This window comes from Mesorhizobium sp. B2-4-3, assembly GCF_006442815.1.
Lineage (GTDB): Bacteria > Pseudomonadota > Alphaproteobacteria > Rhizobiales > Rhizobiaceae > Mesorhizobium.
Genome location: NZ_VFVL01000042.1, coordinates 11,265 through 25,832 on the forward strand (window position 1 = coordinate 11,265; position 14,568 = coordinate 25,832).

Genomic DNA, 14,568 nt, shown 5'->3' on the forward strand with positions numbered 1-14,568 from the left:
ACGGGATGGGCGAGCGCGGCGGCCACTTACAACCCCATCTTCTTGCGCGACTGCAGGGCGACCACAAGAAGCAGGATCGTTCCCTTGATGGTGGTCTGGATGAAGGGCGACACATTTGTCAGGTTCATGCCGTTGGCAAGCAGCGCCATGACAAGGGCGCCGATGACGGTTCCGTGCAGGCTGCCGATGCCGCCGGAAAGCTGGGTGCCGCCAATGGCGACGGCCGTGATCGCGTCGAGCTCGAAGAGCAGTCCGACATTCGGGTCGCCCGAAACGATGCGCCCGGCGAGGAAAATGCCGGCAAGCGCCGCGAAGCAGGCGCAGATCACATAGGCAAGCACGATGTTGCGTCGGTCGGCGATGCCGAAATTATGCGCCGCATCCTCGACGCCGGACGACACGCCGCCGCCGATCGCGAAAAGATGCAGCCCGAAGCGGGAGCCGTAAAGCAGCTTCCAGGCGACCAGCAGGGTGAATACCCCCCAGAACACCGGCATGGGTATCCCGAGGAAGGAGCCGGCCACGGCGCTGATGACGGCGTCCGGCACCGTGCCGCCCGAAACCGGTCTCAGCACCCGCGTGATCCCGAGCAGAATGTATTGCATCGACAGCGTCGCGATGATCGGATGCACGTTGAAGCGGGTGATGATGAAGCCGTTGCTGAAACCGACCAGCGCGGCCAATACGAACACCGCCGGGATCAGCACCCAGCTGGGTCCGCCGAGGGCGAGCACGGCCGTCGTGAAGCTGATTATCGATCCGACCGAAAGGTCGAGCCCGCCGAGCAGGACGACGAACATCTGGCCGACCGCCGTGATGACGAGCGGCATCGCCTGCGGCACCAGATTGAGCAGATTTTCCCCGTTGAGGAACTGCGCCGTCTTGAGGCTGAGCCAAAGCGTGATGGCCAGCGCGATCAGCAAGGGCAGCATCCACATGCCCTGCCGCGATCCCCTCGCGCCCCTCAGGCGTCTGTTGATGGCTGTCATCGGCGCTCACCTCTCGCCCCATGGGCCTCGCCGTTGGCGCTGAGCGCGGCGTCGAGGATGTTGTGCTCCGTGGCGTCGGCCGCCGGCATTTCCTTGACGATCGTGTCGTTGTGGACGACGCAGATGCGGTCGCAGAGCCCGATCAGCTCGACCGTCTCGCGCGACAGCACCAGCACCGCGCCGCCTTTGCCGGCAAAGTCGCGCAGCAGCCGGTAGATCTCGGACTTTGCGCCGATGTCGACGCCGCGCGTCGGCTCTTCGACGAGCAGGATGTCGATGTCGGCGGCGAGATAGCGGCCGAGCAGCACCTTCTGCTGGTTGCCCCCCGACAGCGTGCCGACGGGGGCGTTCGGACCGCTGGCCTTCACGGCAAGGCTCGACATCATGTCGGCGATCCGCCGCTGATAGCCGGCGGCCAGCGCCAGTTCCGACCGTTTCGAATGGAGTGCGGCGGCAATGTTGTGCGCCACGGAAAGGCCGAGGAAGAGCCCGTCTTCCTTGCGATCCTCCGGTACGAAGCCGACGCCCATCGCTTGCAGCCGGCGCACGCCGCCGCCAGGCGACACCGGCAAGGGCAGCGACTTGCCCTTGATCGTCACACGGCCGGCGAAAGGATGGTATTGACCGACCAGCGAGCGCAGGAAGCGCTGCTGGCCCTGCCCCTCCAGGCCGGCCAGCGCAACGATCTCGCCGCGGCTAAGCGACAGCGAGAACGGCCTGGAGCGCTCGGTGATGCGGAAATCCTCGACCGAAAGCATGGCGGGGCCGGGGGCATCGCCACGCCGGGGAAAGAGATCGGCCAACTCGCGGCCGACCATCATCGCGATCAGCGACGCCGGCGTCATCTCGGCGATCGCCCTGGTGCCGACGAGTTCGCCGTCCTTCAGAACCGTGACGGTGTCGCAGATGGCGAAGATTTCGTCCATCCGGTGCGAAATGTAGACCACCGCCTTGCCCTCATCCTTCAGCCTGCGGATGCGGCGGTTCAACACTTCGACATCGGCGGCATTGAGCGCCGCCGTCGGCTCGTCGAGGATGAACACGCTGGCATCGGTCATGATGCCATGCGCGATCTCCACGAACTGCCGTTCGGCGATGCTGAGCCTCGAGACCAGCGTGCCCGGATCGAGCGTGAGGCCGAGCTCGGCAAGCGCCTTGCCGGCCTCGCGCCGCATGCGGCGATGGTCGATCCCGCCGAAAGCAGTGGTCGGTTCTCGGCCGAGAAACATATTTTCGGCGATCGTCAAATTGGGCAGCAGCGACAGTTCTTGGAACACGGTTGAGATGCCGGCTTCCAGCGCATCCTTCGGCCTGTGGAAGGCGACCTGGCGCCCATCGCGCAGGATGGCGCCGCCATCCGGCCGATGGACGCCGGCGAGTATCTTCATCAGCGTCGATTTGCCGGCGCCGTTCTCGCCCATCAGCGCGTGGACGGAGCCTGATTGGAGCGCGATCGAGACGCCCTTCAGCGCCGCCGTGCCGGCGAAGGCCTTCCGGATATCCGACATTTCGACAAGCGTTTTCACGAAACAAGCACCACCGCATTCAGGAGTATTCGGTGGCGCGGGCCCGCGTCGTCGCCGCCCGCGCCACCATGGCGCCACCTTTACTTCTTGGCGTAGAACTCCTTGAGCTTGTCTTCGGGCAGCTCCGAGGGCCACCAGACATTGGCCGAGAGATCGTCGCGATAATATTTCTTGACCTTCTCGATATCCCAGCCGGGCGGATTGTAGTCGTAGTGTTTCTTCAGCTCCTTGCCTTCGAGCAGGGCCACGGCGGCGCGGATGCCGGCCGCGCCCTGGGCCGGGCTGTATTCGGCCGAGATCGACTTGAAGCCGTCGGCGATCCACTGGCCGAAGAAGCCGTTGTTGCCCTCGCCGGTGATCGGCGGGATCTTGGCGCCGAACTGCTTGAAGACGTCGACGCAGGCGCGCGTCATGTCGGCGCCGGAAGACCAGATGCCGTCGACCTCGGGGTTGTTCAGGTAGAGCGTCTCGCAGAGCTTCTTGGCCTTGTCATACTGCCAGTCGCCATGCTCCTCGGCGATGATCTTGACATCGGTCCCCTTCAGCGCCTGCAGCAGGCCGTTGTACCGGTTGGTGTCTTCCGGATGGCCGGCGAGCCCGCGCAGCACCCAGATATTGCCCTTGCCGCCGAGTTCCTTGACCAGGAAGTCGCCCATCACCTTGCCGAAATGTTCGGCGCCGCCCTGGATTTCGGTGGTGAAGGCGTCGCTCTCGATACGGCCGGTGTGCACGATGACGGGAATACCCGCCGCCACGGCCTTGGCGATGCTGGCGTCCGCCGAGGTGGACGTGACCGGCTGGACGATGATGGCGTCGACCTTCTGGGCGATCAGGTCCTCGATGTCGGCGACCTGCTTCTTCTGGTCGAAGCCGGCATCGAGCAGGATGAATTTGCTGATGCGCTTGTCCTTTGCGGCGGCAGCCTCGGCCTCATGCGCGACCTGCACCGTCCAGGTGTTCGCGTTGACGCCGAAATGGCTCATGCCGATGACCCAGGGCGGATCCTTCTTGAATTTCCCGGCCTCGACCGTTGGATTGTCGCCCGCGCGGGCGGTAACCCCCTCGAGCAGCGATACCTCGTCGGCGAACGAGGGAGCGCAGCACATGGTGGTTGCGACCACTGCCGCTGCGATTGATTGGATAATCCGTCTCACTGAGCCATCCTCCTTCTCAAGCTCCGCGAACCCTGGTGACCAGGGCCACGACCTTCCCCATCGGCGCGGCCATTGCCAAACGCCGCTCCTGCCGGGGCGAGCCCGGCACTGCTTCAGTTCATGCTCAACCCCTTGCGCATGGCCGCTGGAGACAAAGGTCCAGCGTTGCCGCCATTGGATCATGGAAGCAGCCGGTCGGCGCAAAAGGTTCGGGGCATTCCTCCCAGGCTCAGTTCAACCATCGATGCGGCGAGCTGTCAATAATTATTCAGAGTGATGGATTATCTTTGCAGCTTGCGCTACCTTTCCGCAGGATGGCAGGGTCGCTGGACGCGGACGACCGACTCTCGTCCGATAATTTCTGCAAATCAGAATCTTGGCTGGATCGGGGAGGAGCATGCGATCGATCTTGTGCTACGGCGACTCCAACACGCATGGGCAGGTACCCGGCGGCACGCCGCTTGATCGCTATGGCCTGGCCGAGCGCTGGCCCGGTGTCATGGCGAGGGAGCTGGGCGTCGGCTGGCATGTCATCGAGGAAGGTCTCAGCGGCCGCACGACGGTGCGCGACGATCCCATCGAGGGGGCCCACAAGAACGGGCGTACTTACCTCAGGCCCTGCCTGCAGAGCCATGCCGTCCTCGATCTCGTCATCATCATGCTGGGTACCAACGACCTCAAGGCGCGCTTCAACCAGCCGGCCTCGGAAGTCGCCATGGCCATGGGCTGCCTTGTCTACGACATCAAGGAGTTGAAGCCCGGCCCGGGCGGCAGCGTGCCCGAAATCATGATCGTGTCTCCGCCGCCAATGCTGGACGACATCAAGGAATGGCGGTCGATCTTTGCCGGCGCGCCGGAGAAGTCGCGGCAACTGGCGCTCGAATTCGAGATCATCGCCGATTCGCTCGAAGTGCATTTCTTCGACGCGGGCTCGGTCGTCACCTGCGATCCGCTTGACGGGTTCCACATCAACGCACCGGCCCATGTGTCGCTTGGCCGTGCACTGGCCCGCGAAGTCGAAGCAATCGGGTGGCCGGATGAGAGATGAACGCGGCATACGGGTGTCCCGCACGACCGATCGCGAGAGGACGCTCCATGCCTGACATGCGCTTTGCGCCGCCGAACCCGCTCCGCATCGCGGACCGCGCCAGCGGCCTCAACGCCGTCAGCGTGCGCAGCTACAACGAACGCCTTGTGCTGTCGTTGCTGCTTCAGAGCAAAGATATCACCCGTCTCGAGATCGGTGAGCGGACCGGCCTGTCGGCGCAGACTGTGTCGGTTATCGTCCGATCGCTCGAGCAGGAAGGGCTGATCGCCAAGGGTGAGGCCCAGCGCGGCCGTGTCGGACCGCCGACGGTGCCGATCTCGCTCAACCCCGAGGGCGCCTATTCCGTCGGCATCAGCGTCGGCCACCGGCAGGTGGAGGTCGTGCTTGTCGACTTCGTCGGCTCGATCCGCTCCCATACGGTCCTGCCGTTCTCAGCCGCACAAGACACCAACCACCCGCAATTCATGACCGCCATCGCCAAGGCGATTGCCGATCTGCCCCGGCATCTCCACTCGCGCATCGCCGGTATCGGCCTTGCCCTGCCCGGCGACGAAGCAGAACTCGAGCTAACGCCAAAGGCGGCGCGCGAGCGGTTCGACGCCCTGCAGGAGGAGGTCGAGAGGGAGATCGGTTATCCCGTCTACGTCCAGAACGACATCACCGCCGCTGCCGGTGGCGAAAGCATGTTCGGCGTGGCAAAGCATCTTTCGGACTACCTTTTCTTCTATCTCGGCGCGCGCCTGCACAGCCGCCTGATCCTCAATCACCAGATCTACAACACCACCGCCGCGGTGAGTTTCGACGTCGGCATCCTGCGCCTGGAGCAGGAGATCCGGAAAAATGGCAATTCGCCCTCCGAGCTGTGGGAGCGGCGCGCGGACTGGCCTTCTTTCGGCGATGCCGAGATCGCGTGGCAACGCGAGCTGCTGGAGCAGATGAAGTCGTCGATAGCGGCGCTGAAGCCGTTCGTTCCCGTGGCTTCGGTCGTCCTGTCCTCTTACGCGCCGCAGGCGGTCTGCAAGGCGATCTGCCGGGAGCTGGAGCAGGCTATGCCTGGTATAAGCGCCATAGCCGGCAACATCGAGCGTTCGCCCAAGGCGGTGGGAGCGGCGGGCCTGCCCTTCAGCTCGCGGTTCATGGTGGAGTGACGTTCATGATCACCGGCGTCTCGCTGCCCATCGACGGCGGCTACACCCGCCGGTGATATCGGGCGCATAATAAACACTGGACCAAGCCACCAGCAGCGGCGGGACAGCGGCGCGGCCGCCTGAAGCCAGCCACGCTCTAACGAACCCAGCCGGTCAGCCTGAGATAATTTCGTAGCGAAGGATCTGGGCGTCGCCGAGGGCCGATCTGCGTCCAGGCGAGATGACGCCGGACCCGAAGAGGAGAATATCTTCGCGGCGTACGAATACTTCATCGCCTGGTCCCATCGACACAAATGTGCCCGACGAGCTTCGCTCGACAAGCCGGGCCTTGCCATTCGAAATGCTGAAGGTCGCGTGGTGCCTTGAGACCCAGGGCCTCTGGATGACGATATTGCATTCTGGAGACCGGCCGATCGTCACGAATTCGTTGTTTCGGCAGGATCGCAACTGATCTTCGTAGCGGATGACCAGATTGATCTGCGGCTGCGGGGCGGAGCGCCTGTCGACAAAGGTGCCCCGGCTGGCGATGTGCGTGCTGAGGGCCCCATCGTCGCTCCTCAGGGTATAGACATCGAAGAGTTCTTGCTTTCCCTTGAAGCCCATTTTGTCGAGGAGCCGCAAGGTACTGCGGCTGCCTGCGGAAAGGGCTTCGAAGAAGCTCTGGCTGATCAGGACCTCCCCAGGGTTGGCCGTGGCGGACAACCTTGCGGTGACATTGACAACGTCGCCGAATACCGCGCCCCGCGCGCGAATGACCGCCCCGAAATGCAATCCGATCCGGGCGATCAAAGGCTCTTTCGCCAGTTGGCTGCCAATCTGACAGACGGCCCTCAGCGCCGCCTCCGGTCTCTCGAACAGGCTGAGCACGTCATCGCCCTTCGAGTAAATGAAGTCGCCGCCGTGCCGGGCGACGATCTCGCGTATCGCGTCGAGGCAATCCGAGACCTGCCGCAGGGCGGCATCGTCGCCGATGCGCTCATAAAGTGTCGTGCTGCCCACGACATCAGCCAAGAGCACTGCGGCTAGAAGTCTTTCCTGATCCATCGACACGTATCCGCCCCGAGAACGCGGCGTGTATAACATACCAAAGGTGACCTTGGCTTATCTACCTGCGCGCCCGGGCGCCGGCGCAACGGGGCAAGTGCTTTGGCGCGACTATCTTGGACGGACAGGCATCTGCCTTCCCGCCAAACGGGTTATCGGCCTCAAAATAGCGGCGATAGAGACGTTTCGTTTCCCTAACCCGGGCTGCCGGCCGCCGGATTGGCGATGATGGCGGCCCGGAAGCGGGCGACGAAATCGTCGAGCGCCGGGCGCTCGGCGTCTGAGATCGCCCAGTAGGAAAAGGCGTCGTCGGTCCAGTGGACCAGAAGGAAGCCGCCCGCCGACAGATCGTCCGCCACCGGCACCGATTTGGCCTCGTTCTGCCGGGGTGCGGCCACCAGCGTGATCAGGTGCTCGTGATGGCGGTAGACCAGCGCCGGCATCGGCCTGTCGCCGATCACCTCGACGCGGCCGCCGAGCAGCGCGTAGCCGTCCTTGGCCATGTCGGGCGCCGCCGGCGACACGCCGATGCGCCCGTCGAGCCATGGCTTCACCGTATGCCGGTCGGACGAGACGATGTCGACCGGGGTCGCCGCGAGCAGGCTGCGGCGATGGCCGTTGGCGACGGCAACCGCGAAGCTGTCGGCCCCATTGTCCGCCGTCGTCAGCCATTGCGTCGCGCCGCTGGCCAGGAACGCCGTCAGCGCGATCGATGCCGCCATCTGGCGCCAGTCGAAGGAGTTGAACCAGCGCGACGCGCGTGGCCGCATCGCGATGACCTGGCCCTGCTGCTGTTGCGGCACGGAGGGCTGTGCCTCCACCCTCACATCTTCAGCCTGCGTGGCCTCCGCGACCTCGGGATCCTTCACCTCGGCGATCACCGCGATGCGCGCCAAAAAGTCGTCGCTGACGGCGGGCCGCGGCACATTGGCAAGCGCACCGCGCAACGCCACCAGACGAGCATGTTCGGCGGCCAGCTCCGGATCGGCGGCCATGCGCCGCTCGACCGCCAGGGCAGCCGCGGCATCGAGCTCGCCGTCGACAAGGGCGTGGATCATCAGCTTCATATCCTGCGGGTCTTGCGGCAATCCATCCTCGCGCGGGCGATTTTCATGCGGGCTCATGGCGCCCTCCAAGTTCCGTCATCAAGAGGCCGCGGGCTCTCGCCAGCCGCGACATCACCGTGCCTTGAGGCACGCCGAGCATGGTGGCGATCTCGCGGTAGCTGAGACCGTTTATGTCGCGCAGCACCACCGTTTCGCGGAAGGCTTGCGGCAGCCTGGCGATCGCCGCCTCCACCGCCGCCGAATTCGCCTTGGCGATCAGCACCGCTTCGGGGCTGTCGGCGTCATTGTCCGGCGGCGGCGAGACGTCGTCGAGATCGGCGAGGTCGCCGACGGCGATCACGCTGCGCGGGCGGTTGCGCGCCATCCATGTGTAAGAAGCGTTGCGCACGATGGTGAGCAGCCACGCGCGGGGGTTTCCCCCAACGAACCCGGCAATGCCGGCATGCGCCTTGAGGCAGGCCTCCTGCACCACATCCTCGGCATCGACTTGATTGCCGGTCAGCCAGCGGGCGAGCGACAGCGCATCGCCAAGATGCGGCAGCACCACTTCGGCAAAACGCGCGGCCAGCATCTTTTCGCTCAACACCGTTCCGCCGTCGGGCGCTCCCGCCATGGGTCTGCCGCCGCCCTCAGCGGGAGGCGATGATCTGTCCCCGCTCGTGCGGGTGAAGATCGCGACCGCAGGCGGTGGCGCCTGCTTCGAGTGAGGAGAAGGCATTGGTGTCACCGGAGTCAAGTGTCTCGGAAGCAAGGGGCGCCTCGGGAAGGGACGGCGCATCGCTGGCTGCAACGGGATGCTCGCCGTCATGGTCGTGGATCTCGATGGATGCGATCGGCACGGGATCAGGGCTGGCGGCGGGGCGGTATCGCCCAGAACAGATGCGCCCAGCTCCAACGCTCCAAGGGACGACGACGGCTGACGCCTTCGCCGTCTTCGGTCCTTGTGCTTTTGTCTTCGTGCCGCTTCATGATGGTCTCCTGCTGTCGCGCACAAATGGCGCATGCCCTGGAGACCGGCGGACCGTGCGGTTTATTCCCGGCCGGTCGGCTTTTTCGTTCACGCTAACGTGATCGGACAGCTTGCGGGCCTACAGCGCCAGCAGCGCAAGCCCCGCCAGCGCCGATCCTGCCAGCGTCGGCAGCATGCCGAGTTTCAGCCTGAACATGGCAACCATGGCCGCCGCCGACAGCAGCGCGGCGCGCCAGTCGAGCGAGGCCGGGACCGGAACCTCCACGCCCCAGCCGACGCTTGCTACCTTGCCGAAGACGACATGCAGCGCGAACCACAGCGCAAGGTTCATGATGACGCCGACCACCGCCGCGGTGATCGCGCCAAGCGCCGCCGCCAGCGCCTTGTTCCGTCTCAATTGCTCGATGTAGGGCGCGCCGAGGAATATCCAGAAGAAGCAAGGCACGAAGGTGACCCAGAGCGTCAGCAGCGATCCGAGCGATCCAGCCAGCAGCGGGTTGGCAAAGCCGGCATGGCGATAGGCAGCGGCGAAGCCGACGAATTGCAGCACCAGGATCAATGGCCCCGGCGTCGTTTCGGCAAGCCCGAGCCCATCGACCATTTGGCCGGGCGAAAGCCAGCCGAACGAGGTCACCGCCGCCTGGGCGACATAGGCAAGAACTGCATAGGCGCCGCCGAAGGTGACGACGGCCATCAGGCTGAAGAAGCCGCCGATCTGCGCCCAGACGCTCCCCGGCCCCGCCAGCACGGCGACCAGCGCCACCGGCCCCAGCCAGATGGGCAACCAGATGGCGATGGTGCGGATGGCATGCCCTCGCTTCGGCATGGCGTGGCCGAGTTCGCCGCGCTCGAACATCAGGTCGACAGCGCCCCTGGTTTCGGCGCCGGCTGCAGTCTTGCCATGCGCCGCGGCGGAGAACAGCGCCGGCGCGAAGCGGTTGCCGGCCCAGCCGACAAGCCCGGCTGCGAGCACGATCAGCGGGAACGGCACCCGGGCGACATAGATGCCGAGGAAGGCCGCCACCGCGATCACGACCATGGCCCGGTTCTTCAGTGCTCGCTTGCCGATGCGGATCACCGCTTCGACGACGACGGCGAGCACCGCCGCCTTGACGCCGAAGAACAGCGCCTCGACGACCGGAGCATCGTTGTAGAGCATGTAGAAGCTGCTCAGGCAGAGCATCACCAGCGCGCCCGGCAGCACGAACAGGATGCCGGCGACGAGACCGCCTGCCGTCCGGTGCAGCAGCCAGCCGATATAGACGGCAAGCTGCTGCGCCTCGGGCCCAGGCAGGAGCATGCAGTAGTTGAGCGCGTGCAGGAACCGCTCCTCGCCGATCCAGCGGCGCTCCTCGACCAGTTCCTTGTGCATCAGCGCGATCTGCCCGGCCGGCCCGCCGAAGGACAGCAGGCCGATCTTGGCCCAGAGCCGCGTCGCCTCGCGAAAACTCGGCGCGGTCGGGACATCGACCAGGGGCGCGGCGCCGTCCTTGGCGAGTGCGGTCATTACGCCTTGCCTCCCGCTGGCCAGTTGTGCGTCTCGTCCGCGGCATCGCGGCACCAGCGGAAGAAGGCGTCATAGAGCAACATGCCGGCTTCGAGCTGCTCCAGGTCGTCGCGGAACATGCGCGACAGACCGAGCGAAACGGCGAGGAACCCGGCCGCCTGCGGCACGAGGTCCAGGCGCGCCGTATCGGCGCCGCGCACGATCGGCGCCAGACGATCGAGCGCGTCCACGCGCAGGCCGAATTCCTCGATCATCGTGTCGAAGGTGCAGCGATCGCCACGATGGCTCCAGAACACGCCTTCGATATCGAAAGGCACCGCGCCGAAGCGATCCGCGACCAGAGGCACCTCGGCCGGGTCGACGAAGAGGAAAACCGCATCGGGATCGACGAAGCGGCGGATCAGCCAGGGGCAGGCGATGCGGTCGACCTTTGGCCGCGAACGCGTGACCCATACGGTGCGGCCCCTCTCGTCGCGGGGCGGGATCGCGCCGGCGCTGACCAACGGCGCCCTGGCGGCGACCCAGGCCTCGAAGCCGCCTTCAAGCGACTCCGCCGGAATGCCTTCGTGGCGCAGCCAAGCGGCAACGCCTTGCGAGAGCTTCTGCCCCCTCTGGCAGACCACGGCGACTTTGCGTCCGGAAAATTCCGACGCCCAGCTTGAGACAGTCCTGAAATCGCGCCGGCATGAGGCCGGCAACAGGCGCGGATCGGCTTCATAGTCCTCGTCGATGCGCACATCGACTAGGCAAGGCACATCGGGCAGGCCGACGAGACGGGAAAGCTGCGGTACGGTGATTGCGGTTGTTGACGGCATGGCGTCCACCTCCTGAACAAAGAGAGTTTGGACGCGATCGTTGGGCTGACGCCTCACGGGGTCGTCGCGGGGAACCCCTTGGCCACGATGCTGGAACGCTCCCCTACGATTGTCAAGAATTCAAATTGCTAGGGAAGATGGGAACTCCGCCCTGTCTCCCTTAAACGGTCGTTGCCCTTACTGCGCCGTCCAGCCGCCATCCATCGGCAGGGTCGTGCCGGTGATCTGCCTAGCGGCGTCCGAGCACAGGAACAGCGTCAGCGCCGCAAGCTCCTCGACGGTGACGAACTCCTTGGTCGGCTGCGCGGCCAGAAGCACGTCGTGCTTGACTTGCTCCTCGGTCATGCCGCGCGCCTTCATCGTGTCGGGGATCTGCTTCTCGACCAGCGGCGTCCAGACATAGCCGGGCGCGATCGCATTGACGGTGATGCCGTCCTGCGCGACTTCCAGCGCCACCGTCTTGGTCAGGCCGGCGATGCCATGCTTGGCCGAGACATAGGCCGACTTGAACGGCGAGGCGACCAGCGCATGCGCCGAAGCCGTGTTGATGATGCGGCCCCATTTGCGGCTCTTCATACCGGGCACCACTGCCTTGACGGCATAGAAGGCGGCCAAAAGGTTGATGCGGATGATGGCTTCCCATTTGTCGTCGGGAAATTCCTCGATCGGCGCGACATGCTGGATGCCGGCATTGTTGACCAGGATGTCGAGGCTGCCGAACGCTGCCTCGGCCTCGTGGACCATGGCGGTGACGGCGGCGCCGTCCATCATGTTGGCGCCCGAATAGCGGCACTTGACGCCGAAATCCTTTTCGATGCCGGCCCGCTCCTGCTCGATCGCCGCGGCGTCGCCCAGGCCGTTGATGGTGACGTTGGCGCCCTCGGCGGCGAAGGCACGGGCGATTGCAAGGCCGATGCCGCTAGTCGAGCCGGTGACGAGCGCATTCTTCGAAGACAGGGAACCCATGGGAGATCTCGCGACAGGACGACAGGAGGGAAGAGTATGAAGACGGACAGCCGGGAAGGCACATGATTTGTGCGCCGCAGCATCACAATGCCACACCCATATGTCGGCGCTATTACAGCTCCGCAAGGGGGTTTGCCGGCTGTAGGAAGCGTCGTCTTGGCGCTGACACGGCACTGTCATGCTGCCGTGCAACATACCTTGCCAGCGCATTCGCGCGGGGTCATTTCAAACCTGTTTTGGGGCACCAGCCATGGAAATCGCCGACGTCGTGAAGCGCGCCTATGCGATGCCGCTCACCAACCCGTCCTTCCCGCCAGGCCCTTATCGCTTCTTCGACCGCGAATACATCATCATCACCTACCGCACGACGCGCGAAGCGTTGGAAGCCGTCGTTCCGGCGCCGCTCGAGATCGACGAGCCGCTGGTCAAATACGAATTCATCCGCATGCCTGACTCGACCGGCTTCGGCGACTACACCGAGACCGGCCAGGTCATCCCGGTGCGCTACAAGGGCCAGCATGGCGGCTATGTGCATTCCATGTATCTCGACGACGATGCGCCGATCGCCGGCGGCCGCGAGCTCTGGGGTTTTCCGAAAAAGCTCGCCAACCCCAAGATCGTGCATGAAGGCGAAGTGGTGGTCGGCACGCTGCATTATGGCAGCGTTCTGTGCGCCACCGGCACAATGGGCTACAAGCACCGCGAGGCCGACCACGACCAGGTGCTGGCCTCGCTCGCCGCGCCCAATTTCCTCATCAAGATCATCCCGCATGTCGACGGCAGCCCGCGCATCTGCGAGCTGGTCCGTTATTACCTTACTGATGTCACACTGAAGGAAGCCTGGACGGCGCCCGCCGCGCTCGACCTTCGCCCGCATGTCATGGCCGACGTCGCCAAGCTGCCGGTGCTCGACATCGTCTCTGCCGTTCACTTCACCGCCGACCTGACGCTGGGTCTCGGCGAAGTCGTGCATGATTACCTCGCGGACCACGGCCGATCGGCTGCCGGCGCGAAGGAGCTGGAGAAAGCCGGTGCTTGAGCGCAACCGCAGCAAGGCGGCCGCCGCCACCATTCAGGAAATCACGGCGCAATATGACCGCATCGCCCTGGTCTTCCAGGGCGGCGGCGCGCTGGGCGCCTATCAGGCGGGAGTCTATCAGGCGCTTGCCGACGCCGGCTGCGAGCCGACCTGGCTCTCCGGCGTCTCGATCGGCGCCATCAATGCCTCGATCATCGCCGGCAACGAGCCGAGCCGCCGCCTGCAGCGGCTGGAGCAGTTCTGGCAGACGATCTCGGGCCGCAAGATCTGGGCCTATACGCCCGAAGGCGACATCTATCGCGACATCCGCAACCAGACCTCGTCATTGATGACCATGACGATGGGCCAGCCCGGCTTCTTCAAGCCGCGCAGCCCGAACCCCTGGTTCCAGCTGGCGGGAGCGGAAGGCGCCACCAGCTTCTACGACACCGCCGAGCTCAAGGACACGCTGGAGAGCCTGATCGACTTCGACGTGCTGAACGACGGCAAGAAGCGCTTAAGCGTCGGCGCGGTCAATGTCAGGACCGGCAACTTCGTCTATTTCGACACCGACAAGGTGCGCATCGGGCCGGAGCACATCATGGCGAGCGGCGCGCTGCCGCCGGCCTTCCCCTCGATCCGCATCGAAGGCGAGTATTACTGGGACGGCGGCATCGTCTCCAACACGCCGCTGCAATATCTGCTCGACCAGGAGGAGGACCGCTCCTCGCTGGTATTCCAGGTCGATCTGTTCAGCGCCCGCGGCGTGCTGCCGCGCGGCTTGGCGGACGTCCTGTCGCGCCACAAGGACATCATGTATTCCAGCCGCACACGCCAGAACACCGACAACTTCCAGCGCATCCATGCGCTCAAGATGAAGCTGCTCGACGCGCTCAAGCGCGTGCCGCCGGAGCAGCTGAAGGACGGCGAGAAGGAACTGATCGCCGACTATTCCGACGCCGGCGTCGTCAACATCGTCCACCTGATCTACCAGCACAAAGGCTATGAAGGCCACGCCAAGGACTATGAGTTTTCCGGCACCTCGATGCGCGAGCACTGGGAGATGGGCCTGGAAGACACCGAGCGCACGCTGCGCCACAAGAAGTGGCTGATGCTGCCCGACAATGCCGACGGCGTCACCATCCACGACCTGCACCGCGAAGACCCGACCTGATACTTGCATCCGCCACAAGCGGCGCAATCTCGGAAAGGGCACTGCGGCCGTTCGCCTGGAAGCCCGTAAAACTGTGAAGCTCTGCTTCATGGACCATCAACATTATCGCGGATAGCCGCTCGCGGAGAGCGGGCCTACATCT

The 14,568-nt window shown here is 64.9% G+C and carries 14 protein-coding genes; 4 read left to right on the plus strand and 10 right to left on the minus strand.

The window, feature by feature from the left end:
- Positions 1-26 precede the first annotated feature (26 nt).
- The 3 genes from FJ956_RS27600 to FJ956_RS27610 all read right to left on the minus strand — a co-directional run bounded on the left by FJ956_RS27600 (position 27) and on the right by FJ956_RS27610 (position 3,621).
- Positions 27-989 (minus strand): ABC transporter permease, encoded by a 963-nt coding sequence (locus tag FJ956_RS27600; RefSeq protein WP_140683494.1) that lies wholly within the window; start codon positions 987-989, stop codon positions 27-29.
- Complete coding sequence (locus FJ956_RS27605) at positions 986-2,515, minus strand: sugar ABC transporter ATP-binding protein (protein ID WP_140683491.1); 1,530 nt, start codon at positions 2,513-2,515, stop codon at positions 986-988. The genes FJ956_RS27600 and FJ956_RS27605 overlap by 4 nt, the downstream gene beginning before the upstream one ends.
- 80 nt (positions 2,516-2,595) lie before the next feature.
- Complete coding sequence (locus FJ956_RS27610) at positions 2,596-3,621, minus strand: ABC transporter substrate-binding protein (protein WP_140683538.1); 1,026 nt, start codon at positions 3,619-3,621, stop codon at positions 2,596-2,598.
- A 445-nt stretch (positions 3,622-4,066) separates the two neighbouring features.
- Here FJ956_RS27610 and FJ956_RS27615 point away from each other — a divergent pair, with 445 nt between their 5' ends.
- Positions 4,067-4,717, plus strand: coding sequence for an SGNH/GDSL hydrolase family protein (locus FJ956_RS27615; protein ID WP_140683488.1), 651 nt, complete (start codon positions 4,067-4,069; stop codon positions 4,715-4,717).
- Positions 4,718-4,764: 47 nt separating this feature from the next.
- Positions 4,765-5,865 (plus strand): ROK family transcriptional regulator, encoded by a 1,101-nt coding sequence (locus tag FJ956_RS27620; RefSeq protein ID WP_246672217.1) that lies wholly within the window; start codon positions 4,765-4,767, stop codon positions 5,863-5,865.
- A 153-nt stretch (positions 5,866-6,018) separates the two neighbouring features.
- Here FJ956_RS27620 and FJ956_RS27625 read toward each other — a convergent pair whose 3' ends face one another.
- The 7 genes from FJ956_RS27625 to FJ956_RS27655 form a co-directional block, all read right to left on the minus strand.
- Positions 6,019-6,909, minus strand: coding sequence for an adenylate/guanylate cyclase domain-containing protein (locus tag FJ956_RS27625; RefSeq protein WP_181170365.1), 891 nt, complete (start codon positions 6,907-6,909; stop codon positions 6,019-6,021).
- 194 nt (positions 6,910-7,103) lie between these two features.
- Entirely contained in the window at positions 7,104-8,033 is a 930-nt protein-coding gene (locus tag FJ956_RS27630; RefSeq protein WP_140683482.1) for an anti-sigma factor, read from the minus strand.
- Positions 8,020-8,589, minus strand: a complete 570-nt coding sequence (locus FJ956_RS27635) for a sigma-70 family RNA polymerase sigma factor (RefSeq protein WP_140683479.1) — start codon at positions 8,587-8,589, stop codon at positions 8,020-8,022. The genes FJ956_RS27630 and FJ956_RS27635 overlap by 14 nt, the downstream gene beginning before the upstream one ends.
- Before the next feature lie 230 nt (positions 8,590-8,819).
- Entirely contained in the window at positions 8,820-8,945 is a 126-nt protein-coding gene (locus FJ956_RS31075) for a hypothetical protein (RefSeq protein WP_281405637.1), read from the minus strand.
- 119 nt (positions 8,946-9,064) lie between these two features.
- On the minus strand, positions 9,065-10,453 hold the full coding sequence (gene chrA / locus FJ956_RS27645; protein WP_140683476.1) for a chromate transporter: 1,389 nt from the start codon (positions 10,451-10,453) through the stop codon (positions 9,065-9,067).
- Entirely contained in the window at positions 10,453-11,268 is an 816-nt protein-coding gene (locus FJ956_RS27650) for a sulfurtransferase/chromate resistance protein (protein WP_140683473.1), read from the minus strand. The genes chrA and FJ956_RS27650 overlap by 1 nt, the downstream gene beginning before the upstream one ends.
- Before the next feature lie 177 nt (positions 11,269-11,445).
- Positions 11,446-12,234, minus strand: a complete 789-nt coding sequence (locus FJ956_RS27655; RefSeq protein WP_140683470.1) for a 3-hydroxybutyrate dehydrogenase — start codon at positions 12,232-12,234, stop codon at positions 11,446-11,448.
- A 250-nt stretch (positions 12,235-12,484) separates the two neighbouring features.
- Here FJ956_RS27655 and FJ956_RS27660 point away from each other — a divergent pair, with 250 nt between their 5' ends.
- Entirely contained in the window at positions 12,485-13,273 is a 789-nt protein-coding gene (locus FJ956_RS27660) for an acetoacetate decarboxylase (protein WP_140683467.1), read from the plus strand.
- Positions 13,266-14,426, plus strand: a complete 1,161-nt coding sequence (locus FJ956_RS27665; protein WP_140683464.1) for a patatin-like phospholipase family protein — start codon at positions 13,266-13,268, stop codon at positions 14,424-14,426. The genes FJ956_RS27660 and FJ956_RS27665 overlap by 8 nt, the downstream gene beginning before the upstream one ends.
- Positions 14,427-14,568: the final 142 nt, after the last annotated feature.

Excerpts from the sequence above, each read along its gene's own strand:
- chrA (WP_140683476.1), bottom strand. The coding sequence starts at position 10,453 with ATGACCGCACTCGCCAAGGACGGCGCCGCGCCCCTGGTCGATGTCCCG.
- FJ956_RS27650 (WP_140683473.1), bottom strand. The coding sequence starts at position 11,268 with ATGCCGTCAACAACCGCAATCACCGTACCGCAGCTTTCCCGTCTCGTC.
- FJ956_RS27655 (WP_140683470.1), bottom strand. The coding sequence starts at position 12,234 with ATGGGTTCCCTGTCTTCGAAGAATGCGCTCGTCACCGGCTCGACTAGC.
- FJ956_RS27625 (WP_181170365.1), bottom strand. The coding sequence starts at position 6,909 with ATGGATCAGGAAAGACTTCTAGCCGCAGTGCTCTTGGCTGATGTCGTG.
- FJ956_RS27610 (WP_140683538.1), bottom strand. The coding sequence starts at position 3,621 with ATGTGCTGCGCTCCCTCGTTCGCCGACGAGGTATCGCTGCTCGAGGGG.
- FJ956_RS27600 (WP_140683494.1), bottom strand. The coding sequence starts at position 989 with ATGACAGCCATCAACAGACGCCTGAGGGGCGCGAGGGGATCGCGGCAG.
- FJ956_RS31075 (WP_281405637.1), bottom strand. The coding sequence starts at position 8,945 with ATGAAGCGGCACGAAGACAAAAGCACAAGGACCGAAGACGGCGAAGGC.
- FJ956_RS27635 (WP_140683479.1), bottom strand. The coding sequence starts at position 8,589 with ATGGCGGGAGCGCCCGACGGCGGAACGGTGTTGAGCGAAAAGATGCTG.
- FJ956_RS27620 (WP_246672217.1), top strand. The coding sequence starts at position 4,765 with ATGCCTGACATGCGCTTTGCGCCGCCGAACCCGCTCCGCATCGCGGAC.
- FJ956_RS27630 (WP_140683482.1), bottom strand. The coding sequence starts at position 8,033 with ATGAGCCCGCATGAAAATCGCCCGCGCGAGGATGGATTGCCGCAAGAC.
- FJ956_RS27660 (WP_140683467.1), top strand. The coding sequence starts at position 12,485 with ATGGAAATCGCCGACGTCGTGAAGCGCGCCTATGCGATGCCGCTCACC.
- FJ956_RS27615 (WP_140683488.1), top strand. The coding sequence starts at position 4,067 with ATGCGATCGATCTTGTGCTACGGCGACTCCAACACGCATGGGCAGGTA.